Source organism: Kribbella amoyensis (genome assembly GCF_007828865.1).
GTDB classification, from domain to species: domain Bacteria; phylum Actinomycetota; class Actinomycetes; order Propionibacteriales; family Kribbellaceae; genus Kribbella; species Kribbella amoyensis.
This window is the reverse complement of the sequence record NZ_VIVK01000001.1, coordinates 5,856,790-5,873,205: the sequence shown is the minus strand read 5'-3', so window position 1 is coordinate 5,873,205 and position 16,416 is coordinate 5,856,790. Positions and strand designations below refer to the sequence as shown.

The window sequence follows — 16,416 nt, the reverse complement described above, 5'->3', positions numbered from 1 at the left end:
AGTGGACCTGAGGGCAGCGGACAATCCCTGCATGGCGTTCGGCAGGCTGGAACTGATGCGTCCGTCGGACGCGGAGCGTGACCGTGCGCTGGCCGTCCTCCGGGACGGCGCGAGCAGCGGCAGGCTGTCGCACGACACCTTCGTCCGCCGGATGAACTTCGTCCTCGGCGCCCAGAGCCGTCGCGAACTCGCCGACGCCGTCCAGGACCTCCCCACCCGGACGCCGCGCGCCGCCGAGCTGCTGCAGCGCATCTCCGCGTACCTTCCGCGCCTGTCCGTGTCCGGCCGGACCCAGGGGCTGCCCGCGTTGGCCCTGCCGCCACCCGGCTCACCGACGATCCGGATCGGCCGTGTTCCCGGTGCGACCGTCCGCATCCCCGACATCTCGGTGAGCCGCCGGCACGCCGAGCTCCGGCACACCGGCGCCGGCTGGATGGTCCGGGACCTCGGGTCGATGAACGGTACCCACCTGAACGGCTTCCGCATCACCACTCCGACGCCGGTCCGGGCCGGCGACCACGTCCGCTTCGGCGCGGTCACCTACCTCCTGACCTGGACCGATCCACGCTAGCTCTGCCCTCGGACCGCGGGACCTTCCGCAGACCGCGAGGCCCTCATCAGTCCTCGGGATCGTGGATCGTCGGGTGCGCGCCCGGCTGCTCGGCCCACCAGCCGTGCAGAGCCGCGGTCTCGGCGAGCGTGCTGCGGTACGTGTCGACGAACGCCTGGTGGATCCGGTTCACGTCGGTCTCCGTGATCGCTTCCGGCCGCCAGCGAAGGGCACGGCGCCAGAGCAGCGGCCGACCCACGAGCGGCCGGATGACGGCGCTCGGGATCCGGCGGACGGTCGGCGCGCAGGGTGAGACCCCGCGTCCCTCGCCGATGAGCTGCTCGATCTCGCTGCTGTCCAGGTTCGAGTAGCGGAACCGCGGGGTGAATCCGACGGCCTCGCAGCTGTCCCGCAACGCCGCGAGGTCGCCGTCCTCCTTGCCCGCGGGCGGACAGATCCAGGTGTCCTCGGCCAGTTGCTCCAACCGGATCTCGGTGCTGGAGGCAAGCCGATGGTTGGCCGGCAACGCGATGGCGAACGGTTCCGGGTACACCATCGTCCGCTCGACGATGCCTGGTGGACACGGCGGTGCGTGCGCGTCGTCGCAGCGGCCGAGCATGACCACGTCGACGACACCCGCGGCGAGCAGCTCGGTCAGTACGGCGAACGACGTGTCCACCTGCGTACTGAGCTCGCGGTCGGGCAGCAGCTCCTCCAACCGGGACAGCCACGCACCGAACATCACCGTGCGGACAGAGCCGATCCGCAACGGACCAGGCCCCGCGGTGTAGCGGCGGCTGGATCCGACGAGCTCGTCCATGTCGGCGAGCATGGACCGGGCCCGGCCGAGGACGTGCTTGCCCAGTGGGGTCGGGGCGACGCCCTGTGGACCGCGTTCGAACAGCGGTCCGCCGATCGCGTCCTCGATCCGGTGGAGCTGGGCGGTGAGCGACGGCTGCGACACCCCGAGCGCGGCGGCGGCCTTGGACACACTGCCGCTGTCGGCGAGCCGGCAGACGACGCGAAGGTGACGCAGTTCCAGCTCCATAGCGGGGAGGTTATGCCCTGCTGGGATATCACAGCCACAACTCGCAGATGCCAATCTCGTGGCGTCCCCACCAGGAAGGAACAGACCCGTGAACCGATCTGCCTACCAGGACTGACCAAGCTTCCCCGGACCGTCCACCAGGCGGTCCGGGGAGACTCGTCTCAGGGCAGCAGGACGACCTTGCCGACGGTCTCGCGGTTCTCCAGCGCGCGGTGCGCGTCGGCCGCCTTCGCCAGCGGGAACGTCGTGGTGAGCGGCACCCACCGGCCCTCGACCGACTCGGCCAGCGCCTTCGTCTCCAGCTCGCGCAGCCGGCCCATCAGCTTAGGCCCGATCGCCCAGGTCGCGGTCAGCCCGCGGTTCATCAGGTCGTCGGTACCGAGCCGCACCGGCCCGCCGCCGGACCAGCCGAACATCAGGATCCGCCCACCGATCCCCAGCAGCTCGAACGCCTGTTGCCCGCTCTCCCCGCCGACCCCGTCCAACACGACGCTCACCTCGGCGACCTGCGCCTTCACCTGCTCGGCCCAGTCGTAGTCGCTGTAGTCGATCGCGTACTGCGCGCCGAGTTCGCGGATCTGGCGCACCTTGTCCGGGCTGCCGGCCAGACCGACGACCGTGGCGCCGGCGTTCCGCGCGTACTGGACGAACAGGCTGCCCATCCCACCGGCGGCCGCGGTGATCAGGACGACGTCGTCCGAGGTCAGCGCCGCCTGCTCGAGGATGCCGATGGCGGTCCGGCCGGTACCGATGGTCGCGACCGCTGTCGCTCCGTCCAGGTGATCGGGGATCTCGTGCAACGAGCCCACCTTCGCCACCGCCTTCTCGGCGTACCCACCGGGGACCGGGCCGAGATGGACCACGACCCGCCGGCCGATCCACGCGGCGTCCACGCCCGGGCCGACCCCCTCCACGCGGCCGGCCACCTCACGCCCGGGGATCGTGGGCAATTCCGGCAGCGGAACCGGCCCGCCACCGGCCGTACCGGCTCGGAGCACCGTGTCCATCAGGTGCACCCCGGCTGCCTCGACCGTGACGAGCACCTGGTCCGCGCCCGGGACCGGATCCGGTACGTCCTCGTAGCTCAGCAGCTCGGCCGGCCCGAACTCGTGCAGTCTGATCGCCCGCATCACCGCTCCTCTGTCGCAATCATGCCGAGGACGCTAAGACCTGAAGCGCAGTTGAGGTCAAGCCGCTGTGCTTTCCAGACGTCGAACCGCGCCCTCACGCCCTGACGCTTAGCGGGCCAGGAAGCCCTTCAGCCAGAGCGCGCTGTGCTTCACCGTCCGCTCCTGCGTGGCGTAGTCGACGTGCACCAGGCCGAAGCGCCGGCTGTACCCCCAGGCCCACTCGAAGTTGTCGAGCAGCGTCCAGGCGAAGTACCCCTTCAAAGGCAGCCCGGCCGCGACCACCTCGGCGGAGATCGCGACGTGCTGCTCCAGGTACTGCTGCCGCTCGACGTCCTCGACCGTGCCGTCCGCGGTCAGCTCGTCCGGGTACGCCGAGCCGTTCTCCGTCACGTACAACGGCAGCTCGGGGGCGAGGTCGTTGATCGCCTGGAGGATGTCGCGCAGCCCGCTCGGCTGGATCGGCCAGCCCATCTGGGTCTTCGCGAGACCGGTGTCGACGGCAACGACGTTCTCGCTGCCCGGCTGGGTCGTCGGCCGGCCCGGTGCGGAGATCGGCCCCTCGGGAGCCGCGACGGTCGACGGGCAGTAGTAGTTCACGCCGAGGAAGTCGAGCGGCCCCGAGATCACCGGCAGATCCGCGTCGAACTGCTCGAACCACTGGGTCGTCCCGGTGTCCTCGAGCACGTCCTGCGGGTACTTCCCGAGCAGCAGCGGTTCGAGGAAGATCCGATTCCGCAGCCCGTCGATCCGGCGGGCGGCGTCGCGGTCCGCGTCGGAGGTCGAGGCCGGGTGGACCGGTGCCGGGTTCAGCGCGATGCCGACGGAGTTGCCGGTCGTCTTGATCTCCTGGAGCGCGAGACCGTGGCCGAGCAGCAGGTGGTGGACCGCCTTCAACGCGTCCGCGCCTTCCGTCCGGCCCGGTGCGTGCTCGCCGTTGCCGTAGCCGAGGAACGCGGAACACCACGGTTCGTTCAGCGTCATCCAGTGCGAGATCACGTCCGAGAGCGCGGTCTGGGTGAGCGCGGCGTAGTCCCGGAACCGTTCCGCGGTGTCCCGGACCAGCCAGCCGCCCGCGTCCTCCAACGGCTGCGGCAGATCCCAGTGGTACAAGGTCGCGTACGGCGTCACTCCGTGCTCGAGGCAGGTCTCCGCGAGCCGCCGGTAGAAGTCGAGCCCGGCCTGGTTCGCGGGCCCGCTGCCGGTCGGGACGACCCGCGGCCACGCGATCGAGAACCGGTACGCCTTCAGCCCGAGGTCCGCGAGCAGTCTGATGTCGTCGGCGTACCGGTGGTAGTGGTCGTCGGCAACATCCCCGTTGGTGCCGTCCAGGATCCGCCCGGGCGTGTGCGCGAACGTGTCCCAGATACTCGGCCCGCGCCCGTCCTCGGCCACGGCGCCCTCCACCTGGTACGACGCGGTCGCCGCGCCCCAGACGAAGTCGTCGGGAAACGTGCTCACTTGTCGCCCTCCAGCCAGTACCGGCGGTCCGGCATCAGCTCGGCGAGCCGGTCGAGCAGATCCTCGGGGATCTCGGTCTCCAGCGACGCGACCAGCTGGTCCACCCGGCCGGGCTTGCTGAATCCGATCACGGTGCCGGTGATCCGCGGGTCGTTCACCGAGTGCTGCAGCGCCGCCGTAGCGAGGTCGATGCCGTACTCCTGGCACGCCTTGTCCATCGCGGCCACCGCCTCCAGCGTCGCGGCCGGGGCGTCGCGGTACCCGTACTTGGCCGAGCCGGTCGGGTTCGCCAGGATGCCGCCGCCGTAGATCGCCGCGTTGATCACCGCGATGTCGGAGGCGAGCGCTTTCTCGATCAGCGCCTCCGCACTGTGGTCGACGAGGGTCCACCGGTTGTGGACGAGCAGCACCTCGAAACCGCCGAGGTCGAGGTACCGCGCGAGCTCCCGCACCTTGCCGCCGGCCAGCCCGACGTGGCCGATCTCGCCCTCGTCGCGCAGCCGCATCAGCGTGTCCACGGCGTCCCGCATGGAGTCGAAGTCGTGCGGCTCCGGGTCGTGCAGGTAGACCAGCGGCAACTGGTCGAGCCCGAGGCGTTCCTTGCTCTCGGCAACACTCGCCCGGACCCGGGCGCCGGAGTAGTCGCGGCCCTTCGGGTCCACCTTGGTGGCGACCAGGAAGCCGTCGGGCAGGCCACCACGGGCCGCAATCGTCTGGCCGATCCGCAGCTCGCTCTCGCCGTCGCCGTACCCGTTCGAGGTGTCGATCCAGCGCAGCGGGCCGTCCAGCACCCGGTCGATCACGGCACCCGCCTCGGCCCGGGTCACGTCGTACCCGAAGAGGGCCGGCATGCCGGCGAGGATGGCGCCGCCCGCGCAGACGGCGGAAACGGTCAGGCCGGTGGTCCCGAGGGGGCGGACCCAGTCGGGACTTGCAGGGGTTATCCGGTTCACGCCCTCGATCATCTCCCGGACCGCGTCGCGAAGCCGAAGCCGTCCGGATGGCGGTGGACGGCGCAGGACGGGGTGACTGGGAGTACGAGCCGGCGTCGTAGGGTTGGGCCATGCCGATCCGTCTGACTGAGCGGTGGCCGGAGGTCGGGCCGGACCGGTTGCTCTCGGAGTGTGTCCCGCCGCCGCGGTTCGCCCCGGTGCGGTTCGAGACGTACCGCCCGGATCCCGCCGAGCCGAGTCAGACCGAGGCGCTCGCCGCCCTCGTCGCCCGAGGCGAGGAGCTCGCGAAGCCCCGCCCGCAGAAGTCCTGGTGGCGCCGCAAGTCCGTACCGGCCGGGCTGCCCGGGATCTACCTGGACGGCGGCTTCGGCGTCGGCAAGACCCATCTGCTCGCCTCGCTCTGGCACGTCGCGTCCGGCCCGAAGATGTACTGCACGTTCGTCGAGCTGACCAACCTGGTCGGCGCCCTCGGGATGCGCGCGGCCGTCGAGGCGCTGGCGCGATACCGGGTGATCTGCGTGGACGAGTTCGAGCTGGACGACCCGGGGGACACGGTCCTCATCTCCCGGCTGCTGAACCAGCTGGTCGAAGCCGGTGTCCAGCTCGCGGCGACCTCGAACACGCTGCCCGACAAGCTCGGCGAGGGCCGCTTCCAGGCGGTCGACTTCCTCCGCGAGATCCAGGGCCTGGCCGGGCACTTCGAGGTCCGCCGGATCGACGGCCCCGACTACCGGCACCGTGGCGTCCCGGTCGCCCCCGAGCCGTGGACCGACGACCAGGTGGAACTGGCCGCGGGCAACCGTCCGAACGCCTCCTGCGACCACTTCGTCGACCTGTACCGGCACCTGGGCGAGCTGCATCCGAGCAAGTACGGCGCCTTCCTCGACGGCGTCGAGACGGTCGGCATCACCGACGTCCGCGAGCTCACCGACGAGAACATCGCGCTCCGGCTGGTCGTCCTGGCCGACCGGATGTACGACCGGGACATCCCGGTCCTCACCAGCGGCGTCCCGCTCGACCGGATGTTCTCGCCGGCGATGCTCAAGGGCGGCTACCGGAAGAAGTACCTCCGCGCCCTGTCCCGCCTGATCGCGCTGTCCCGAACTGGTATGGACAACATCGGGATCGATTAGGGTCCAAAGTCCCTACCCCGGTCCCGAACACGCTGAGTAGTTTTCTCTCGTCTTCCGCTGCGCAGGGTGACCACCCCGCGGCCACACCTCCGAGAGGAACCTCCCGAAATGCTTCGCCGCGTCGCGATCCTGCTGCTGGCCGCCGCCGGCTGCCTGACGGTCGCCCCGCTCCCGGCAGCCCAGGCCCAGACCACCGGAACCTGCGTCCTGCACGCCCCCACCCGCGTCGCCATCGGCCGCCCGTACATCGGCCTGCGGCTGACCATGAGCGGCCCCTGCACGGCCGGCGGCTGGGCCGCGTGGGACCTGTACCACCCGAGCCGTGGCCTGCAGGACACCGCGTTCTTCGACAACACGTCCAGCGACATGTGGGACGTGTACGACTTCCACACGATCGGCCAGCACACGTGGCGCCCTAGCGGCGCCTACGACGGTGCCTTCAACTCGCAGTCGCAGAACACGGTCGTCTCGGACGTTCGCCTAGCTGCCGGTGCGTGGATCGCGTCGTCCCGCAAGGCTGACGTCGTCACCCTGACCGGTACCTCGCTGCTCTACTCGCCGACGTCGCAGTCGTACTTCAAGCGGTCCGCGGCCGGCGTCTTCCAGTACCGCGAGCGCGGTACGACCACCTGGAAGAACCTCAAGTCCGTCCGCACCAGCTCGGCCGGCACCGTCTCGATGAGCTACCGGTACAGCAAGACCCGGGACTACCGCTTCGCCCTGTACTCCACCCCGATCAGCTGGGATCTCGGCAGCGCGACCACCACGCGCTGAAGCGACCCCAGGTCCAGATAAGATCGCGCGACCTGTGGTGCTGAGGGGGGTCCCAGTGCCGTCGCGCAAGACACTGTAAGGAGCACTACGACCAATGATTCGACGTACTCTGACGGCGGCGGTTGCCGTGATCGGCCTCGCGGCCGTCGCACCGCTGTCCGCCTCGGCGGCCCGGCCCGGTCCGGTCATGCCGCCGAGCCTGAAGGGCGAGGCCTCCGCGAGGCAGGCGGCCGGCACCTGCAACCTGTCGGTGCCGACCCGGGTGGCGATCGGCCGCCCGGAGCTGTACCTGCAGGGCAAGCTCACCGGCACCTGCACCAACCCCGACTCGGTGTCGGGCTGGTTGCTGCGGCACCCGAGCAAGGGTGACGTGAACGGGATCCTGTTCGACCGGACCGACCCCGATTTCGGGGACGGCAGCTGGTACGTGCCGGCCAACCACGCGATCGGCAACATGACCTTCGCCGGCGTCGGCAGCATCAACCCGGACGACACCGAGAACACCCAGAACAGCGTGCCGGTGACCGTCAAGCTCGCCGCCGGTGCGTGGATCTCGTCCGCGCGGACCGGTGACGTGGTGACCCTGAAGGGCACTTCGCTGCTGTACTCGGTCTCGAACAACACCTACTTCAAGCGGTCCGCCGCCGGCGTCTTCCAGTTCCGGGAGCGCGGCACGACCCAGTGGAAGACGCTGAAGGCCGGGGTGTGGACGAACAGCAAGGGTGAGGTCTCGATGGCCTACCGGTACAGCAAGACCCGGGACTACCGGTTCGCGCTGTACTCGACCTCGATCAGCTGGGACCTCGCCAGCGCGGTCACCACGCGCTGATCGCGGTTCGCAAGTCCTGACGTAAAACGCGTCCTGCCCTGTTCCGCCGGATTGCCGGGGGATGGGGCAGGATGGCTCAATGGCGAAGAAGAAGGCTGCGGGAGGCTCGTCCGGTCGGTTGCTCGAGGCATTGCGGGTGCCGTTCGGCGCGGTGGATCTGAGTACTTTCGATCCGCGCGCCACGACCGGCTTCGAGGGGGACAAGGAGGCCGGCAAGGTCGCGCTGGCCGGGTTGGGGGACGAGGTCTCCGACTGGCAGGAGCGGCTGTTCGCCGAGGGGCGCTCGGGGGGTACGCGGTCCGTGCTGCTCGTGCTGCAAGGGATGGACACGTCCGGCAAGGGCGGCGTCATCCGGCACGGCGCGGGGCTGATGGATCCGCAGGGGTTGCGGATCACGTCGTTCAAGGCGCCGACGGCCGCGGAGAAGCGGCGCGGCTTCCTCTGGCGGATCAAGCAGGCGTTGCCGGGTGGCGGCATAATCGGCATCTTCGACCGGTCGCACTACGAGGACGTCCTGATCGCCCGAGTGCGGGAGCTGGTCGCGCCGCCGGTGTGGAACCGGCGCTACGGCATGATCAACGACTTCGAGCAGGAGCTCGCCGAGAACGGCGTCCATGTCCTGAAGTGTTTCCTGCACGTCTCCGCGCAGGAGCAGAAGGTCCGGCTCGCGGCCCGGCTCGACGACCCGACCAAGCACTGGAAGTACAACCCGGCCGACATCGACGAGCGCGAGCTCTGGCCGGCGTACGCCGAGGCGTACGAGGCGGTCCTGGAGCGCTGCAACACCGACGCGGCGCCGTGGCACGTGATCCCGAGCGACCGGAAGTGGTACCGGAACTGGGCCGTCACGACGCTGCTGCTGGAGACGCTTCGCGAGCTCGACCCGCAGTGGCCGAAGGCCGACTTCGAAGTCGAGGCCGAGAAGGCCCGCCTAGCTGCGGCGCTCTGACGTCGGCGGGGCGGCACTGCTTATCAGGCGTCGGGATCGATGTCGTGGGATTGGAGTAGCCGGCGCAGGCGGTTGTTCTCGGCGTGGAGCCGGTCGATCCTCGCGTGGAGTTCGTCGTTCTCGGCGAGCAGGGATTTGAGCTCGGCGAGCAGATGGCGCCCGCGTGACCGCGTGGTCCACGGCCCCGTGCTCGCCTGCTCGACCTGCTCGGTGGCGAAGCTCTGGACGACCGCGTCCGCCGTGATACGGCGCCGGAGTACCAAGGGTGCGGCGCCGAGTTTCACCAGGGTCTGATAGGCGACGCCCTCGCCGTCGGCGAGCAGGCCGAGCAGGAGGTGCTCCGGCCGGAACTCGTCGCTGCCGAGCTTGTGCGCCTCCACCTGGGTCAGGTCGAGGACCCGTTTCGCCCGTGGGGTGAAGGGGATGTGGCCGCTGAGTTCGCCCGTGCCCCGGCCGACGACCTGGAGCACGACGGTGCGGGCCGCGGTCGCGGAGATCCCCTCGGCCGCGAGTGCCCGCGCCGCTGAGTTCGTGCCTTCCACGATCAGCCCGAGCAGCAGGTGCTCGGTCCCGATGTAGCTGTGCGCGAGGCTGCGGGCCTCCTCCTGGGCGAGCACGATCGCCTTCCGCGCGGACTCGCTGAACCTCTCGAACATCTTTTCCCCCTGTCCGGTCCCGGCGGACTCCGGCCGAGCCGCCGAGCGCTCCCGGATCCGATCCCGCAGCACCGCGGCGACGTGCGGTACGCCGGCCGCGCCGGAACGGATGCCGTCCATCAGTTCGTCGAGCTCGGTCACCGGTTCGAGCTCGAGGTCGAAGTCGTTGAGCGCGGCCAGGTGCAGCAGCACCGTGACCGCGACCCGTCGGTTGCTCGCGGCAAAGGGCTGGTCGCGTACCAGCCCCGTCCACACCACGGCTCCGGCGACGCAGACCTGCTCGATCGGCCGCAGGTAGTCGCCCGGCTGGAGCTCCGCCGAGTCGTCACCGGCCGCGCGAGCGGAGTCGAGGATGCGGCCGACGGCGTCCAGATCGGTGCCGGCGATGACGGCCTCCGTCTCGACCTGGAGCACGGTCGCGGCGATCCCGAGGACGTCGTACAGGTCGAGGTGGTGCATCAGTCGTCCTCGCGGAGCCGGCGCAGCGTCCGCTCGTGCCGGGCGAGGTTCTCGTCGAGCAGGTGGCGGAACCGATGGTCGGTCCGGCGCTGCTCGACCAGGGCCGCGATCGCCTCGCGGGCGACGTCCGACACCGACCGGCCCTCCACCTCCGCGATGGTCTGCAACCGCTCGGCGAGCGCCGGATCCAGGCGCAGCAGGATGTTCTTCGTCGCTTCCTTGGCCATGGATAGCACGATATCACGCTATCTCAATGGGGCCCAGGGATCCGGCCTGCTTCAATGGGCCCGGTGACGAACGCTGGGATGCTGCCGAGTGGTGAGTGGGAGCCGGTGGAGATCGGCGAGTCCGACGCGGACGTGTACCGGCGCGCGGACGGTGCCGAATACGCGAAATGTGCCGACCTTGCCGGAGTCGGTGAGCTGAGGGACGAGCGCGACCGGATCGTCTGGCTGGCCGGAACCGGGTTGCCGGGCGCAACGGTCGCGGACTGGATCGAGACCGACGCGGGCGCGTGTCTCGTGACGACCGCGGTGCCGGGCGTTGCCGCCGCCGACCTGCCGGCCTCCGCGTACGATCGCGCGACCGAGCAGCTGGCCGGCGTACTCCGGGCCCTGCACGATCTGGATCCCGCGGACTGCCCGTTCACCCGCCCGCTGACCGACGTGGTCCGTCAGGCCGAGGACGTCGTACGCCGGGGCGCCGTGAACCCCGACTTCCTCAACGACGAGTGGCGCGCGGAACGCCCCGAGGACCTGCTGGCCCGGATCCAGGCGGACCTACCGCGGATGCGCGAGTCCGCGGACCTCGTCGTCTGCCACGGCGACGCCTGCCTGCCGAACCTCTTCGTCGACCCCGAGACCCTGGCCCCGACCGGCCTCATCGACCTCGGCCGCCTGGGCACCGCCGACCGGTACACCGACCTCGCCCTCGTCACGACCCAGCTCCGCGACGAGTGGAACGCCGACCCGGCCCCGTTCCTCAAGGCGTACGGCCATCCCGACGCCGACCCCGCCAAGCTCGCCTTCTACCTCCTCCTCGACCCCCTCACCTGGGGCTGAGCACTTGGCTAGTGGTTCTGGTTGAGGGTGCCGGCGAGGCGTTCGTGGCGTTCGGCGCTGGCTTGGTTGAGGCCGATGATGGTGGCCTGTTTGCCGTAGCGCTCGTACTTGGTGGTGATCGCGTCCAGGGTCGCGACCGTGGAGGCGTCCCAGATGTGCGAGCCGCTGAGGTCGATGACCACCTTGGCCGGGTCGCCGCGATAGTCGAACTGATGCACCAGGTCATTGCTGGAGGCAAAGAACAGCGCGCCGGTCACCGCGTACACCTTGGTGTCCTCGTCGGGATGGGCGACCTCGGTGACGGTGGTGAAGTGGGCGACCCGGCGGGCGAACAGCACCGACGCGACCAGGACGCCGACGACCACGCCGATCGCGAGGTTGTGCGTGATGACGACCACGACGACGGTCGACAGCATCACCACGGTCTCGCTGCGCGGCATCCGGCGCAGGGTCCGCGGCCGGATGCTGTGCCAGTCGAACGTCCCGACCGACACCATCACCATCACGGCGACCAGTGCCGCCATCGGGATCTCGCCGACCAGGTCGCCGAGACCGACCACCAGGACCAGCAGGAACAGCCCGGCCAGGAAGGTGGAGATCCGGGTCCGTGATCCCGACGCCTTCACGTTGATCATGGTCTGGCCGATCATCGCGCAGCCGCCCATCCCGCCGAACAGGCCGGTGATCACGTTCGACGCGCCCTGGCCCCAGGCTTCCCGGGTCTTGGCCGACGGGGTGTCGGTCACGTCGTCGACGAGCTTGGCGGTCATCAACGATTCGAGCAGGCCGACCAGCGCCATCCCCACGGCGTACGGGGCGATGATGCGCAGCGTCTCCAGGCTCAGCGGGACGTCGGGCCGGAAGAGCGCGGGCAGGCTGTCCGGGAGCCGGCCCTCGTCGCTCACTGTCGGCACGGAGATCGAGGTCGCGACGACGATCACGGTCACGCCGAGGATCGCGATCAGCGGAGCCGGTACTGCTCTGGTCAGCTTCGGCAGCAGGACGATGGCCGCGATTCCCACCGCGACCAGCGGATAGACCGCCCACGGGACGCCGATCAGGTGCGGGAGCTGGGCCAGGAAGATGAGGATCGCGAGTGCGTTGACGAAGCCGACCATCACCGACCGCGGGATGAACCGCATCAGCCGGGCGACGCCGAGCAGGCCGAGCACGATCTGCAGTACCCCGGCCAGCAGTACGGTCGCGATCAGGTAGTCGAACCCGTGCTCCCGCATCACCAGCGCCACCGCGCCGGTCGCGGCCGAGATCATCGCCGGCCGGCCGCCGAGGAACGCGATCGACACCGCCATCGTGAACGACGCGAACAGCCCGACCCGGGGATCGACGCCGGCGATGATCGAGAAGCTGATCGCCTCGGGGATCAGCGCGAGCGCGACGACGAGTCCGCCGAGGACCTCCGTCCGCAGCCGGCGGGGCGACCGGAGCGCGGCGAGGACCGAGGTGAGGTCGTCGGCCGGCTGGGGACGGGCGGAACCGGGCGTGGCTGACTCAGGCGTCAGCGAGCTCATGCGGGACTCCAGGCGAGGGAGGGCGGCGACCCCGGTCCGGTACGGCGCATCGTTGCGCCGACGTCGGTCCGAGGCGCCCGCGTCGGGGTGGACCGAGGCGGGCGGGATCACCGCATTCTATCGATCCACCAGGCCGGGAAGGCGCGCGGGCTCGATCACCGCCGGACCATCGCAGCTCGCGCCGAGGCTCAGGCGGCGCGGGTTCAGACGGCGGCGGCCCAGCCGGTCGGGTCGTCGCCGGGTGGGATCGCGGCCAGGCCCTGCCAGAGGGCGAGGGTATCGAGCCAGTCACGTTCGAGGTCGGTGAGCGGCCGGACCGACTCGTACCCGGCGAGGAACGTCTCACGGACCGGGGCCGGCGTCGGTGCCCAATTCCTGAACAGGGTGCCGAGCCGGACGAACGAGTTCGCCAGGTCGCCGATGCCGTAGTCCCACGCGAGTTCGTCGAAGTCCAGCACCGCGACCAGGTCCGAGGCGGCGGTGAGCAGGTTCGACGACCGGTAGTCGCTGTGGATGAGCTGCGCCCCGGCGTCGACCGGCGGCAACGTCTCGACCAGCGCCCGCAACCGATCCGAGGCCGCCGGCACCTTCCTTGGATCGTGGTCCAGCCACTGCGTCACCCTGGCCCGAAGATCCAGCTCCGGCCGCCGCACCGTATCGGCCAGTACGGCGTCCTCGTACCGCGCGAGCGCGCCGTGCAGCTTGGCCAGCCAGGCGCCCGCCGTCCGTACGGCGGCCGCGTCCGTGATGTCCAGCGGCTCACCCACGATCGTGGGCTGCAGGGTGACCGACAACGGACCGAGGACGACGCGCCGCCGACCGTCGACGGAGGCCAGCGGATCCGCGACCGGTAGGCCCTGCTCGTGCATGGCGTGGATCAGGTCGGCCGTCGCGTCGAACTTGGCGAACTGCTCCCGCGCGCAGGACCACTTGGCGATCAGGTCGCCGTGGTCCGTGGACACCCAGGCGATCGCGTTGCGGTCGCTGATGACGATCCGCTCGCAGCCGTCCGCGTTGACGGCCCAGACCTCGGCCAGGATCTTGGTCAGCCACTGGGCCGCCTCGTCGAAGTCGCCGAACCCGAACCGGTCCCGCAAGGCGCTCGGCGCGTCGGTCGATTCCCACAGCATCGAGAGTCCCGGTGGCAGCATCCCCGGAGTTTACGGCGCCACCGGCCGGGGTTTGAGCGCGGATACCCCCGGGGGTACATTGGGGCCGATCGCCGAGAACCGAGGAGTTGCCAGATGTGCCGCGCAGTGAAGTGCCGCCAGTGCGGGAAGACCACCTGGGCGGGCTGCGGCCAGCACGTCGCCCAGGTCAAGCAGACGGTGCCGGCCGAGCAATGGTGTGCCGGCCATCCGAAGGGTGAAGGCGGCGGTCTGCTGGCCCGGCTGTTCGGCCGGTGATCGACTCGTACCGGTGTGGAGGTGGTGGCGATGAAGATGGACAGTGACCTGATGAAGGACCCGCTGACCCGGCTGAAGCGGGCGCAGGGTCAGTTGGGCGCGGTGATCGCGATGATCGAGAACGGCGACGACTGCGAACGGGTCCTCACCCAACTGGCCGCGGTCTCGAGTGCGCTCGACCGGGCCGGGTTCAAAATCATCTCGACCGGGATGCGGCACTGCCACGCGCAGCGTGAGCGTGGTGAGGAGCCGCCGCTGACCGAGGCGGAGCTGGAGAAGCTCTTCCTCGCGTTGGCCTGACCGCCCGGGGGTGTGAGATGGACATCGCCGTCGAGGTGATCGAGACGTCGTCGCTGGGCGACCGCAGCTACCTGGCCTCGGACGGGCAGGTCGCGGTCGTGGTCGATCCGCAGCGCGACATCGACCGGATCCTGGCCCTGGCCGCCGATCGCGGGGTCCGGATCACGCACGTGGTCGAGACCCACCTGCACAACGACTATGTGTCCGGTGGTCTGGAGCTGTCGCGAGTGACCGGAGCGGCGTACGTGGTCGGCGCGGGGGACGAGGTCGGATTCGAGCGGCTGGCGGTCCGCGACGGCGACGAGCTACGGACCGGTGGTCTGTCGTTGCGGGTCCTGGAGACGCCCGGCCACACCCATCACCACGTCTCGTACACCCTGCAGGACGCGACGACCGGTGACGTCCGGGCCGTGTTCACCGGGGGCTCGATGCTGTTCGGCTCGACGGGGCGGACGGACCTGCTCGGGCCGGAGCACACGGATGCGCTGACGCACGCGCAGTACCACTCGGTGCGGCGGATCGCGGCGGAGTTGCCCGGGAGCGCTGAGGTCCTGCCGACCCACGGATTCGGGAGCTTCTGCTCGGCGACTCCGACGAGTGGGCACGCCTCGACCGTCGAGCAGCAGAAGACCGGCAACCCGGCGCTCACGCTGGCCGAGCAGGAGTACGTCGACACGTTGCTCGCCGGCTTGGAGGCGTACCCCGCGTACTACGCGCACATGGGCGTGATCAACACCCGCGGTCCGGCGCCCGTGGACCTCTCGCCACCGCGGCCCGTCGATCCAGGCGAACTGCGGCGCCGGATCCGCCAAGGGGAGTGGGTCGTCGATCTCCGGGACCGGACCGCGTTCGCCGCGGGTCACCTGGCCGGTTCGCTGGCGTTCGAGCTCTCCACCAACTTCGTCACGTACCTCGGCTGGCTCTACCAGTACGGCACCCCGCTCACCCTGATCGGCGAGAGCGAGGACCAGGTCGCCGAAGCACGACGTGAACTCGTCCGGATCGGCATCGACGACCTCGCCGGTGCCGCGACCGGCGAGCTCGCCGTCCTCGCCGACGGGCGGCCCCTCCGCTCGTACCCGGTCGCCGACTTCGCCGCCCTGGCCGCGGCCCGCAAGGAACGCGCGATCCACGTGCTCGACACCCGCCGCAACGACGAGCACGCCCAGAGCCACGTGACCGGCTCCCAGCACGTCCCGCTGCACGAACTCGCTGACCGGCTGGACGAAATCCCCGAAGGCGAGTTGTGGGTGTACTGCGGATCGGGGTACCGCGCGTCGATCGCGGCCTCCCTCCTCGATCGCGAAGGCCACCAAGTCGTCCTGATCAACGACGACTTCGACCACGCCGCCGAGTCCGGCCTCACCTGACCACGGCGTACTCCGTGATCGCGATCGACATGGTCGCCCCGGGGATCGGTACCGAGAGCGCCTCGGCCTCGACAGCGGCGCGGTCCTCGTCGGACAACGAACCGTCCACCCGCAGATCGACCTGACCGCCCCGGCGGCCCCAGGTACCGGCGAGTCGGCCGTCCAGGAGCAGCCCGTGGGGATGGAACGTGTCGTACAGGTGGTGTCGTCGCTTCTGCCCTGGTCCGACGAACAACCTGTACCGGTCCTGGCCGACCAACCGCAGATCCGACGCGACCAGGTACCGCGGCCCGGCCGCTACCGGGGAATCGCGGAGAGCCGGCTCGTCGGTCGCGAGGATCCAGGCCGGTCGTCCTTCGAGCTCGACCAGGAGCAGCTCGTCCGCGAGTAGCCGCCAGACCTCGTCCGCGTCGTCGCGTGCCAACCCTGACCACCACGCGAAGACCTCGGGCGTCGTCGGTCCGAACGCGTGGACGTGGCGTCGGCAGAGTTCCTTGTGGGCCTCGAGGAAGTCGATGTCCGGGCGCGGGACCTCGCGGACGTACAGCGCGCTGGTCGTCCAGCGCAGCGCGATCCGTCCGCTCGCGCAGGCACCCCGGAGATTCGGGTCGGCGTGCTCCCAGGCAGAGGGTTCGCAGTCGGCGACCCGAGCGTGCAGACCTATCAACGCATCACGGGGCGCGGTGTCCTGCAGCCCGGCGTACGCGGCCTCGGCGTACGTCCCGGGTGGGAGGCGGCGGGCGAGATGGTTCACAGCCAACCGATAGCGGACGGCCTGACCGTGGGTCACCGCGAGTCTCTGTGCCATTCC

At 70.2% G+C, this 16,416-nt stretch carries 18 protein-coding genes; 9 read left to right on the top strand and 9 right to left on the bottom strand.

The window, feature by feature from the left end; genetic code table 11:
• Positions 1-31: 31 nt before the first annotated feature.
• Positions 32-571: a DUF1707 and FHA domain-containing protein gene (locus FB561_RS27505; protein WP_145811597.1), complete on the top strand. Its 540-nt coding sequence runs from the start codon at positions 32-34 to the stop codon at positions 569-571.
• Positions 572-617: 46 nt separating this feature from the next.
• On the opposite strand, the gene FB561_RS27500 is transcribed toward FB561_RS27505, so the two are convergent.
• The 4 genes from FB561_RS27500 to FB561_RS27485 form a co-directional block, all read right to left on the bottom strand.
• Complete coding sequence (locus FB561_RS27500; RefSeq protein ID WP_145811595.1) at positions 618-1,598, bottom strand: LysR family transcriptional regulator; 981 nt, start codon at positions 1,596-1,598, stop codon at positions 618-620.
• Between the two features lie 161 nt (positions 1,599-1,759).
• Positions 1,760-2,728: a zinc-binding dehydrogenase gene (locus FB561_RS27495; protein ID WP_145811593.1), complete on the bottom strand. Its 969-nt coding sequence runs from the start codon at positions 2,726-2,728 to the stop codon at positions 1,760-1,762.
• A gap of 108 nt (positions 2,729-2,836) precedes the next feature.
• The gene (locus FB561_RS27490) at positions 2,837-4,186 is read right to left on the bottom strand and encodes a GH1 family beta-glucosidase (protein WP_145811592.1); all 1,350 of its coding nucleotides are present in this window, start codon (positions 4,184-4,186) and stop codon (positions 2,837-2,839) included.
• The gene (locus FB561_RS27485; protein WP_238335094.1) at positions 4,183-5,139 is read right to left on the bottom strand and encodes an aldo/keto reductase; all 957 of its coding nucleotides are present in this window, start codon (positions 5,137-5,139) and stop codon (positions 4,183-4,185) included. Before FB561_RS27485 ends, FB561_RS27490 begins: the two co-directional genes overlap by 4 nt.
• 110 nt (positions 5,140-5,249) lie before the next feature.
• Between FB561_RS27485 and zapE the strand changes: the two genes are divergently transcribed.
• The 4 genes from zapE (at position 5,250) to FB561_RS27465 (ending at position 8,824) form a co-directional block, all read left to right on the top strand.
• Positions 5,250-6,272: a cell division protein ZapE gene (gene zapE, locus FB561_RS27480; protein WP_145811588.1), complete on the top strand. Its 1,023-nt coding sequence runs from the start codon at positions 5,250-5,252 to the stop codon at positions 6,270-6,272.
• Between the two features lie 108 nt (positions 6,273-6,380).
• Positions 6,381-7,046 carry a hypothetical protein gene (locus tag FB561_RS27475; RefSeq protein WP_145811574.1) on the top strand — a complete coding sequence of 222 codons (666 nt, stop codon included), beginning with the start codon at positions 6,381-6,383 and terminating at the stop codon, positions 7,044-7,046.
• Between the two features lie 94 nt (positions 7,047-7,140).
• Positions 7,141-7,875: a hypothetical protein gene (locus FB561_RS27470; RefSeq protein ID WP_145811572.1), complete on the top strand. Its 735-nt coding sequence runs from the start codon at positions 7,141-7,143 to the stop codon at positions 7,873-7,875.
• 79 nt (positions 7,876-7,954) lie between these two features.
• A complete protein-coding gene (locus tag FB561_RS27465; RefSeq protein ID WP_202880753.1) occupies positions 7,955-8,824 on the top strand; it encodes a PPK2 family polyphosphate kinase in 870 nt (289 codons plus the stop codon).
• Between the two features lie 23 nt (positions 8,825-8,847).
• Here FB561_RS27465 and FB561_RS38330 read toward each other — a convergent pair whose 3' ends face one another.
• Complete coding sequence (locus tag FB561_RS38330; RefSeq protein WP_202880752.1) at positions 8,848-9,939, bottom strand: Clp protease N-terminal domain-containing protein; 1,092 nt, start codon at positions 9,937-9,939, stop codon at positions 8,848-8,850.
• Positions 9,939-10,166, bottom strand: a complete 228-nt coding sequence (locus tag FB561_RS27455; RefSeq protein ID WP_145811567.1) for a ribbon-helix-helix protein, CopG family — start codon at positions 10,164-10,166, stop codon at positions 9,939-9,941. Before FB561_RS27455 ends, FB561_RS38330 begins: the two co-directional genes overlap by 1 nt.
• A 54-nt stretch (positions 10,167-10,220) precedes the next feature.
• Between FB561_RS27455 and FB561_RS27450 the strand changes: the two genes are divergently transcribed.
• On the top strand, positions 10,221-11,000 hold the full coding sequence (locus tag FB561_RS27450) for an APH(3') family aminoglycoside O-phosphotransferase (RefSeq protein ID WP_420371348.1): 780 nt from the start codon (positions 10,221-10,223) through the stop codon (positions 10,998-11,000).
• A gap of 8 nt (positions 11,001-11,008) precedes the next feature.
• On the opposite strand, the gene FB561_RS27445 is transcribed toward FB561_RS27450, so the two are convergent.
• Together FB561_RS27445 and FB561_RS27440 are read right to left on the bottom strand one after the other, a co-directional pair.
• Complete coding sequence (locus FB561_RS27445) at positions 11,009-12,529, bottom strand: SulP family inorganic anion transporter (RefSeq protein WP_145811565.1); 1,521 nt, start codon at positions 12,527-12,529, stop codon at positions 11,009-11,011.
• 203 nt (positions 12,530-12,732) lie between these two features.
• Complete coding sequence (locus tag FB561_RS27440) at positions 12,733-13,680, bottom strand: phosphotransferase (RefSeq protein WP_238335093.1); 948 nt, start codon at positions 13,678-13,680, stop codon at positions 12,733-12,735.
• 93 nt (positions 13,681-13,773) lie between these two features.
• On the opposite strand from FB561_RS27440, the gene FB561_RS38010 reads away from it, so the two are divergent.
• From FB561_RS38010 to FB561_RS27430, 3 genes are read left to right on the top strand one after another with little or no spacing between them, the layout of a single operon-like run.
• Positions 13,774-13,935: a hypothetical protein gene (locus FB561_RS38010; protein ID WP_170284777.1), complete on the top strand. Its 162-nt coding sequence runs from the start codon at positions 13,774-13,776 to the stop codon at positions 13,933-13,935.
• A gap of 30 nt (positions 13,936-13,965) precedes the next feature.
• On the top strand, positions 13,966-14,235 hold the full coding sequence (locus tag FB561_RS27435) for a metal-sensitive transcriptional regulator (RefSeq protein WP_145811563.1): 270 nt from the start codon (positions 13,966-13,968) through the stop codon (positions 14,233-14,235).
• Between the two features lie 17 nt (positions 14,236-14,252).
• Positions 14,253-15,605 (top strand): MBL fold metallo-hydrolase, encoded by a 1,353-nt coding sequence (locus tag FB561_RS27430; RefSeq protein WP_202880751.1) that lies wholly within the window; start codon positions 14,253-14,255, stop codon positions 15,603-15,605.
• Here the strand turns inward: FB561_RS27430 and FB561_RS27425 are convergent.
• Positions 15,598-16,413: a DNA glycosylase AlkZ-like family protein gene (locus tag FB561_RS27425; RefSeq protein ID WP_145811561.1), complete on the bottom strand. Its 816-nt coding sequence runs from the start codon at positions 16,411-16,413 to the stop codon at positions 15,598-15,600. The genes FB561_RS27430 and FB561_RS27425 overlap by 8 nt on opposite strands.
• Positions 16,414-16,416 lie beyond the last annotated feature (3 nt).

What these genes read in the sequence shown, in the direction of transcription:
- FB561_RS27430 (WP_202880751.1), top strand. Translation starts at nt 14,253, where the DNA reads ATGGACATCGCCGTCGAGGTGATCGAGACGTCGTCGCTGGGCGACCGC.
- FB561_RS27455 (WP_145811567.1), bottom strand. Translation starts at nt 10,166, where the DNA reads ATGGCCAAGGAAGCGACGAAGAACATCCTGCTGCGCCTGGATCCGGCG.
- zapE (WP_145811588.1), top strand. Translation starts at nt 5,250, where the DNA reads ATGCCGATCCGTCTGACTGAGCGGTGGCCGGAGGTCGGGCCGGACCGG.
- FB561_RS27435 (WP_145811563.1), top strand. Translation starts at nt 13,966, where the DNA reads ATGAAGATGGACAGTGACCTGATGAAGGACCCGCTGACCCGGCTGAAG.
- FB561_RS27465 (WP_202880753.1), top strand. Translation starts at nt 7,955, where the DNA reads ATGGCGAAGAAGAAGGCTGCGGGAGGCTCGTCCGGTCGGTTGCTCGAG.
- FB561_RS27505 (WP_145811597.1), top strand. Translation starts at nt 32, where the DNA reads ATGGCGTTCGGCAGGCTGGAACTGATGCGTCCGTCGGACGCGGAGCGT.
- FB561_RS38010 (WP_170284777.1), top strand. Translation starts at nt 13,774, where the DNA reads ATGTGCCGCGCAGTGAAGTGCCGCCAGTGCGGGAAGACCACCTGGGCG.
- FB561_RS27470 (WP_145811572.1), top strand. Translation starts at nt 7,141, where the DNA reads ATGATTCGACGTACTCTGACGGCGGCGGTTGCCGTGATCGGCCTCGCG.
- FB561_RS27425 (WP_145811561.1), bottom strand. Translation starts at nt 16,413, where the DNA reads ATGGCACAGAGACTCGCGGTGACCCACGGTCAGGCCGTCCGCTATCGG.
- FB561_RS27445 (WP_145811565.1), bottom strand. Translation starts at nt 12,529, where the DNA reads ATGAGCTCGCTGACGCCTGAGTCAGCCACGCCCGGTTCCGCCCGTCCC.
- FB561_RS27495 (WP_145811593.1), bottom strand. Translation starts at nt 2,728, where the DNA reads ATGCGGGCGATCAGACTGCACGAGTTCGGGCCGGCCGAGCTGCTGAGC.
- FB561_RS27475 (WP_145811574.1), top strand. Translation starts at nt 6,381, where the DNA reads ATGCTTCGCCGCGTCGCGATCCTGCTGCTGGCCGCCGCCGGCTGCCTG.
- FB561_RS38330 (WP_202880752.1), bottom strand. Translation starts at nt 9,939, where the DNA reads ATGCACCACCTCGACCTGTACGACGTCCTCGGGATCGCCGCGACCGTG.
- FB561_RS27500 (WP_145811595.1), bottom strand. Translation starts at nt 1,598, where the DNA reads ATGGAGCTGGAACTGCGTCACCTTCGCGTCGTCTGCCGGCTCGCCGAC.
- FB561_RS27440 (WP_238335093.1), bottom strand. Translation starts at nt 13,680, where the DNA reads ATGCTGCCACCGGGACTCTCGATGCTGTGGGAATCGACCGACGCGCCG.
- FB561_RS27450 (WP_420371348.1), top strand. Translation starts at nt 10,221, where the DNA reads ATGGGCCCGGTGACGAACGCTGGGATGCTGCCGAGTGGTGAGTGGGAG.